The organism is Paraburkholderia bengalensis, from assembly GCF_037126505.1.
GTDB lineage: Bacteria > Pseudomonadota > Gammaproteobacteria > Burkholderiales > Burkholderiaceae > Paraburkholderia > Paraburkholderia bengalensis.
Map to the genome: position 1 here is coordinate 94077 of NZ_JACFYJ010000023.1, position 6322 is coordinate 100398.

Below are 6322 nucleotides of genomic sequence, written 5' to 3' on the forward strand. Positions count from 1 at the left end.
GCTTGCGACCCGCTACTATCGTGGTTCAGCAACGGCTGCCGTCGTGCGTGCACGGCCTCTCGCGGGAGATGATCCTCGCGGCCACGCTCGGGCAACCGCCTGATCCCGTTCACGCGTGCGCCGCGACATTCCCCGTCAGACCTGAGGAGACAACATGCAAGAACTATGGCGCTTGTCGGCGGCCGAACTGGCAAGGCTTGTCCGGGCCCGCGAGGTGTCCGCGCGCGAGGCGGCGCAGTCCGCGCTCGAGCGCCTCGATGCCGTCAATCCCGTCATTCATGCAGTCGTCGAGCATCGGCCCGAGTCGGTGCTCGACCAGGCGGACGACATCGATCGTGCAATCGCGCGCGGCGATGATCCGGGGCCGCTCGCGGGCGTGTGCGTCACCGTGAAGATCAACACGGACCAGGCAGGCTTTGCGACGACCAACGGCACGCGTTTGCAGGCGGATCTGATCGCTCAGGCCAGCAGCCCCGCTGTCGACAACCTGCGCAAAGCGGGCGCGATTCTGCTTGGCCGCAGTAACTCACCGACCTTCGCGTTGCGCTGGTTCACGTCGAATCTGGTTCATGGGCGCACGCTCAACCCTCGCAATCCTTCGCTGACGCCAGGCGGCTCGTCGGGCGGCGCCGCAGCAGCCGTTGCCGCGGGCATCGGGCAACTCGCGCTCGGCACCGACATCGGCGGCTCGATCCGCTATCCGGCCTATGCGTGCGGCGTGCACGGACTCAGACCTAGCTTCGGACGCGTGCCCGCGTTCAACGCGTCGTCGCCGGAACGCCCGATCGGCGCGCAACTGATGTCGGCGGCGGGGCCCATCGCGCGCACAATCGACGATCTGCGCCTTGGGTTCATCGCGATGGCCGCGCCCGATCTTCGCGACCCGTGGCATGTGCCGATGCCGTTCGAAGGGCGCGCCGTGCCGCTGCGCGCGGCGCTGTGTCTGCGTCCCGGCGCCCTGCGGATCGCAAAGGAAGTCGAAGATGCGTTGCTCGATGCCGCGCGCCGCTTGAAGGACGCGGGGTGGACCGTCGACGAAATCGACGACGTGCCGTCGATCCGCGAAGCCGGTCAATTGCAGGAGCGGCTCTGGCTCGGCGACGGCTTCGACGCGCTCGCGGACGCCGTTGCGCGCGACGGCGATCCGGGCGCAAGCGCGGTCGTCGCGAACGCGCGTCTGAAGGTGAAGGATTTGCCCGCCGACGTCATCAGCCGTTCGCTCGTGCGTCGCACGACGCTGGTTCGTCAGTGGCGGCTGTTTCTCGATCAATACGCCGTCGTGCTGATGCCGGTTTCTGCGGAACTGCCATTTCCGGACGACCTCGACCAGCGCGGCGCGCAAGGTTTCGACCGGGTGTGGGAGGCGCAGCTCACGATGCGGGCGCTGCCCGCCATGGGCTTGCCGGGACTCGCCGTCACGACGCAACTGGTCGATGGCGTGCCCGTCGGCGTTCAGATCGTCGCGGCGCATCATCGCGAGGATCTGTGTCTGCTGGCAGGCCGTGCGATCGAAGCGCGCGGCGTTCCGCCTTCGCCGATCGACCCCGTCGTCTGAGCGCGCATGGCGGGCGGCGCGCGCCGCTTCGCCACACGGCGCATGGAACTTACGCTTGCGAAGCGACGACCGTCACGATGGTCGTTCCTCGCAAGCGCTCGGCCAGATCGAGGTGAACGGGGCGCTCGCCCCACCAGCGCGACAATCCCTTTCTTCGGCGATGCCCGATCACGACGATCTCGGGGCCGAACGTCGTCACGTGTCCTGACACGACGTCGACGGGCCGTCCGAACTTCACGAAGCCATACGCCGGCACACCGTGATCGGCGAGTTGCCCGACGGCCGTGTCGAGCGTGCGGCGAGCGAATTCTTCCATACCCTTGAACGCGAGATCCGACAGCAGTCCCCCGCATTTCGCGTTCGCCGTGGCAAGGTCGACGACCGCGACGACGTCGACATGTGCCGACAATGCCAGCGAGAGTTGCGTGCAACGTTCGAGCGCGGCTTGCGCTTCCGTCGTGCCATCGTACACAAGCAGCATTTTCGATAAGGAAGTCATGTTTTGGGCGAGGCAGTCAGGCGATGAAGTGGCGGTGGTCGTGCGAAAGGAAGCGGCTGATCGAAAACGGCTGATCGAAAGCGGCTGATCGAAAGCGGCTAATTGGCACGGCAAACCTCGGTGCATCCGATAGAAAAATCAGGTGCTTTACCCAACAACACCTCACTGCGCGGATCTATTCCGCCTGCATGGCGAGCAAGGCGAGGCACGGGCGTCATAAGCGCCACGTCACGATTCCGGCGACACGCGGAACGCGCCTTGTATCGCAATGTATCTGCGCAACCGCCTGTTACATAGCGATTCATTGGCGCACATGGCGGACATACCGCAGATACGTGCGCCGTGTCCAATACCTCCTGGCAGCCGACGTGGCTTAGGCAAGCGGCCAGCGCAAAGCACGCGCTGGCGTGTGAGGCAACCGGCTGATGCTCAACCGTGCAAAAAAGGAAAAGACCATGTCGGATCAGATCAACACTCGCCGCCGCCGGCTGTTAGGGACGACGCTTGCAGGCCTCAGCCTGATGGAACTGGGACTCGCGAGCGGCATTGCTCACGCGCAAACGGGCTCGGGCAATACGAAAGCAGCGGGTTCGCGCGCCGCCTCGTTCGATACGATCCGGCAGATCAACGCCGGGCCGCTGAATGTCGGCTATGCCGAAGCGGGGCCGCAAAACGGACCTGTCGTCATTCTGGTTCACGGCTGGCCGTACGACATCTACAGCTATGCCGAGGTCGCGCCGATGCTCGCGGCCGCGGGCTATCGCGTGATCCTGCCGTACCTGCGCGGCTACGGCTCCACGCGCTTTCTGTCCGCCGACACGCCGCGCAATGGCCAGCAGGCCGCGATCGCCGCCGACATCGTCGCGCTGATGGACGCGCTGAAAATCGACAAGGCAGTTCTGGGCGGCTTCGACTGGGGCGCGCGCACCGTCAATATCATCGCTGCGTTGTGGCCGCAGCGCTGCAAGGCGATGGTGTCGGTGAGCGGCTATCTGATCGGCAGCCAGAAGGCAAACGAAAAGCCGCTGCCGCCGAAGGCGGAGTTCGCGTGGTGGTATCAGTTCTACTTCGCGACGGAGCGCGGCTACGCAGGCTACGAGGCGAATCGCCACGACTTCAACAAGCTGATCTGGCAACTCGCGTCGCCGAAGTGGCAGTTCGACGACGCCACCTACGAACGCTCGGCGGCATCGTTCAACAATCCCGATCACGTCGCTGTGGTGATCGACAACTATCGCTGGCGACTCGGTCTGACCAAAGGCGAGCGTCAGTACGACGAGATCGAAAAGCGTCTCGCCACCGCGCCGACCATCTCTGTGCCGACCATCACGATGGAAGGCGACGCGAACGGCGCGCCGCATCCCGAGCCGTCCGCCTACGCGAAGAAGTTCACGGGCAAGTACGAGCACCGGAACATCGGCGGCGGCACCGGCCATAACCTGCCGCAAGAGGCGCCGCGGGCATTCGCCGACGCCGTCATCGACGTCGCCCGTTTCTGAGGGCACAGGGCGCGCCCACATGCTCACGCGCGCTGCGCCGTGAGCGAGTGGTCCGTGGTGGGCCAGGAGCCGCTTGCCTGCGTCGCGGCGATGTGAGCCGTCGGGTTGCCCGTGACCTTGGGCACGATCGAGGAACCGCTCAGCATGATTGGCGCATTGCGCGTGCGTCCAGTCTTGTTGCTTGAGTGCTTGAGCGGCGCGTCGGGCCGCGATATGCGAACGGCTGTCGCGCGCGGCGAAAGGCGGTGCCGCGCGGTCAATGCGTGGTTGTGGCCGCAGCGAGTGCTCGTTTGCGGCGCCGTCGTATCAGGCGCTCAGCGGCTGCTTGAAGGGCTTCACGTCGGCGCGCCGTTCGGCCGTGGCCTCTGCCCGTCGTTCGAGCACGGCCTTGCGTTTTTCCTCGGCGTTGGCGATGAAGTCGGACAGTTCGCGTTCCATTGCGGAATCGGGCGCGCCGGGTTTCCACGTCGCGGCACCGTGCCGGCGGCGCGTGGCGCGCGCCAGCGCCAAGGCCGACACCGCCGCTTTCGCGCATTCGTATTCGACGAGACTGCACACGTCGACGGGCTCGCCGAACTCGCGGAATGCCTCGACGTGCTCGCGCGCTGCATGAACCGTCACCGGATATTCGCGCAGCCCCGAAATCACCTTGCGGCTCAGGACGTGCCAGTGAATCTTGTCGGGATAGGCGAAGGCCGGAATCGACACGCCCTGGCTGGCTTCGAGGCTTTTCAGACCGACCGGCTCAGACGCTGCCCAGGCGGCTTTATGCATCATCGTCCGACAGGTGCGCGCGTAGCTTTCCAGCGAAAGCGCCAGTTCCAGCGCCGCGTCGCGCCGCTGGCGCCTGCCGTCGCGGGCATCGCGCGCCGAAATCCACGCCAGCGTGGTGACGGAGCCGACCGCCGCCGATGCCAACGCCAACACTATCGGAGTGTTCCAGCTGAGCCGCTGGAGAGAGTCAAGCCATTCCTGCCGCATATAAAGCGCCTCGGAGAAAGAGGTGCACAGAGTATAAGCAATCGTTTGCCAAATGATCGGGGCAAAAAATTCGATGTGTATTTTTGCGACAGTCGTTTCGAACAAAGCGCGCGCACCTTGACAGCGCGCGGCGAACCGGGCCATTCGTCCGGTCGCGCGCGGGCGTGAGCGGAAAAAAATGCCGCTCTACGTCGCTTTGCGCTGCTCTTCGCTGCTTTGCAGCCACGGACGGCGCGCCTACACTACGCGCAGACCGCCAATCCGCGGCCACTCCTCTTGCGCCCGCCGTCATGTCCGATTCGCCATCGAGCCCGCCATCCCGACGCGCCGGATCAGCCGGCCCGCGTCCCGCCGTGGCGCGCGCGGCGCGGCTGCAGGACCCTGCGCTGCTGCGGCGGCTGCTGCGCGCGAGAGACCGCATGGACGCGGCCTCGCACGAAGCCTGGCCCGTCGAACGCCTTGCGGCCGTCAGCGGCATTTCGAAGGCCCATTTCGCCCGCGCGTTCAAGGCGGCGTACGGCGTGCCGCCGCATCGCTATCTGCTGACGCGGCGCATCGAGCAGGCCAGCACGTTGCTGCGCGACACCGGACTCAGCGTCACGGAGATCGCATTCGCGACGGGCTGGGAGAGCCTCGGCACGTTCGGCAGGGTGTTTCGCGACATCACCGGCTGCAGCCCCAGCGCGATGCGCGTGGCCGCGCGCGCCGACATGCCCCGGCTCGACCAGGTGCCCGCCTGCATCCTGAAGGCCGCGCAGCGGCCCGACCTCACGAGCGCAGTTTCGGAGAAGCGCCGCTGCGAAGCGACGGATACAGTCGTCGCATCGACCAGGGAGGTGTGATGAATCAAGGTATCAGCGTGGTGGGTGTGTACGTCGACGATCAGGACGAGGCGCTTCGGTTCTACGTCGACAAGCTGGGTTTTCGCGTCCACACGGACGTGCGCAACGGTTCGTACCGCTGGCTCACCGTCCAGCATCCGGATCAGCCTTTCTTCCAGCTCGGCCTGTTCGCGCCCGGGCCGCCCGTTCACGACGAGGCCACCGCGCAGACGTTGCGCGCGATGGTCGCGAAGGGCGCGATGCCGCCGCTCGTGCTTTCCGTGTCCGATTGCCGGGCCAGTTACGCGCGCCTCAAAGCGGCCGGCGTGGAATTCACGCAGGAGCCCGTGGACCGCTTCGGCAGCGTCGACGCGGGCTTTCGTGATCCGGCGGGCAATGGCTGGAAGATGATTCAGGCGCCGCAAAATACGGCGTGAGCGCAGGTCGGGGCAAGCGCCGCGCGAACCGACGCGCGGCGGCTTACGGCGGCTTACGGCGCTGCCTCGGCGGCGAGGGATTTGTCCTCGGTGCTGATCGATTCCAGCACCGCCTGCACGACCCGTTCGACGGCCGGCCAGTTTTGCGCCGGCTGATTGGGCACGTACTGCAGCGGCGCCACGCTGCGGTATGGCGGCGGATAGCCCCAGATGGCATCGTGCACGTCGGGTTTCGTGATGCTTCCACCGAGCACGGCCACCGTCGGACGCCGGAACGCAGCCGCGACGTGCATCAGCATCGTGGAATTCGTCAGCACGACGTTGGCTGTCTCCGTGAGCGCGAACACGATACGCATCGGCACCGCGCCCGCCAACGAGCGGATGGGGACGCCTGGACCGGCTGCCGCGATGGCTTCGGCGGCGCGCGCCTGATCGGCCTCACTGCCGACGATCACGATATCGCACGCGTCACCGGCGCTTTCGATCGGCCCGCGCGATGTCCGCGAGCGCGCGCCCGCGCGATGGGCGGG

At 66.4% G+C, this 6322-nt stretch carries 8 protein-coding genes; 4 read left to right on the forward strand and 4 right to left on the reverse strand.

The features are described from left to right. Positions 1-154 precede the first annotated feature (154 nt). Positions 155-1555, forward strand: a complete 1401-nt coding sequence (locus tag H3V53_RS16315) for an amidase family protein (RefSeq protein ID WP_336598815.1) — start codon at positions 155-157, stop codon at positions 1553-1555. 49 nt (positions 1556-1604) lie between these two features. Here H3V53_RS16315 and H3V53_RS16320 read toward each other — a convergent pair whose 3' ends face one another. After that, positions 1605-2054, reverse strand: coding sequence for a universal stress protein (locus tag H3V53_RS16320; protein ID WP_336598816.1), 450 nt, complete (start codon positions 2052-2054; stop codon positions 1605-1607). A gap of 455 nt (positions 2055-2509) precedes the next feature. Between H3V53_RS16320 and H3V53_RS16325 the strand changes: the two genes are divergently transcribed. Then, entirely contained in the window at positions 2510-3553 is a 1044-nt protein-coding gene (locus tag H3V53_RS16325) for an alpha/beta fold hydrolase (protein WP_336598817.1), read from the forward strand. A 23-nt stretch (positions 3554-3576) separates the two neighbouring features. On the opposite strand, the gene H3V53_RS16330 is transcribed toward H3V53_RS16325, so the two are convergent. Both H3V53_RS16330 and H3V53_RS16335 read right to left on the reverse strand, forming a co-directional pair. Further along, a complete protein-coding gene (locus tag H3V53_RS16330) occupies positions 3577-3699 on the reverse strand; it encodes a hypothetical protein (RefSeq protein WP_336598818.1) in 123 nt (40 codons plus the stop codon). A gap of 160 nt (positions 3700-3859) precedes the next feature. Further along, positions 3860-4639: a hypothetical protein gene (locus H3V53_RS16335; protein ID WP_336598819.1), complete on the reverse strand. Its 780-nt coding sequence runs from the start codon at positions 4637-4639 to the stop codon at positions 3860-3862. 185 nt (positions 4640-4824) lie between these two features. On the opposite strand from H3V53_RS16335, the gene H3V53_RS16340 reads away from it, so the two are divergent. Continuing rightward, on the forward strand, positions 4825-5376 hold the full coding sequence (locus tag H3V53_RS16340) for a helix-turn-helix transcriptional regulator (RefSeq protein ID WP_336598820.1): 552 nt from the start codon (positions 4825-4827) through the stop codon (positions 5374-5376). Beyond that, positions 5376-5792, forward strand: coding sequence for a VOC family protein (locus H3V53_RS16345; protein ID WP_336598821.1), 417 nt, complete (start codon positions 5376-5378; stop codon positions 5790-5792). Before H3V53_RS16340 ends, H3V53_RS16345 begins: the two co-directional genes overlap by 1 nt. Positions 5793-5845: 53 nt before the next feature. Here the strand turns inward: H3V53_RS16345 and H3V53_RS16350 are convergent. Beyond that, on the reverse strand, positions 5846-6322 hold a 477-nt coding region (locus tag H3V53_RS16350), incomplete at its 5' end, for a glycosyltransferase family 9 protein (RefSeq protein ID WP_336598822.1).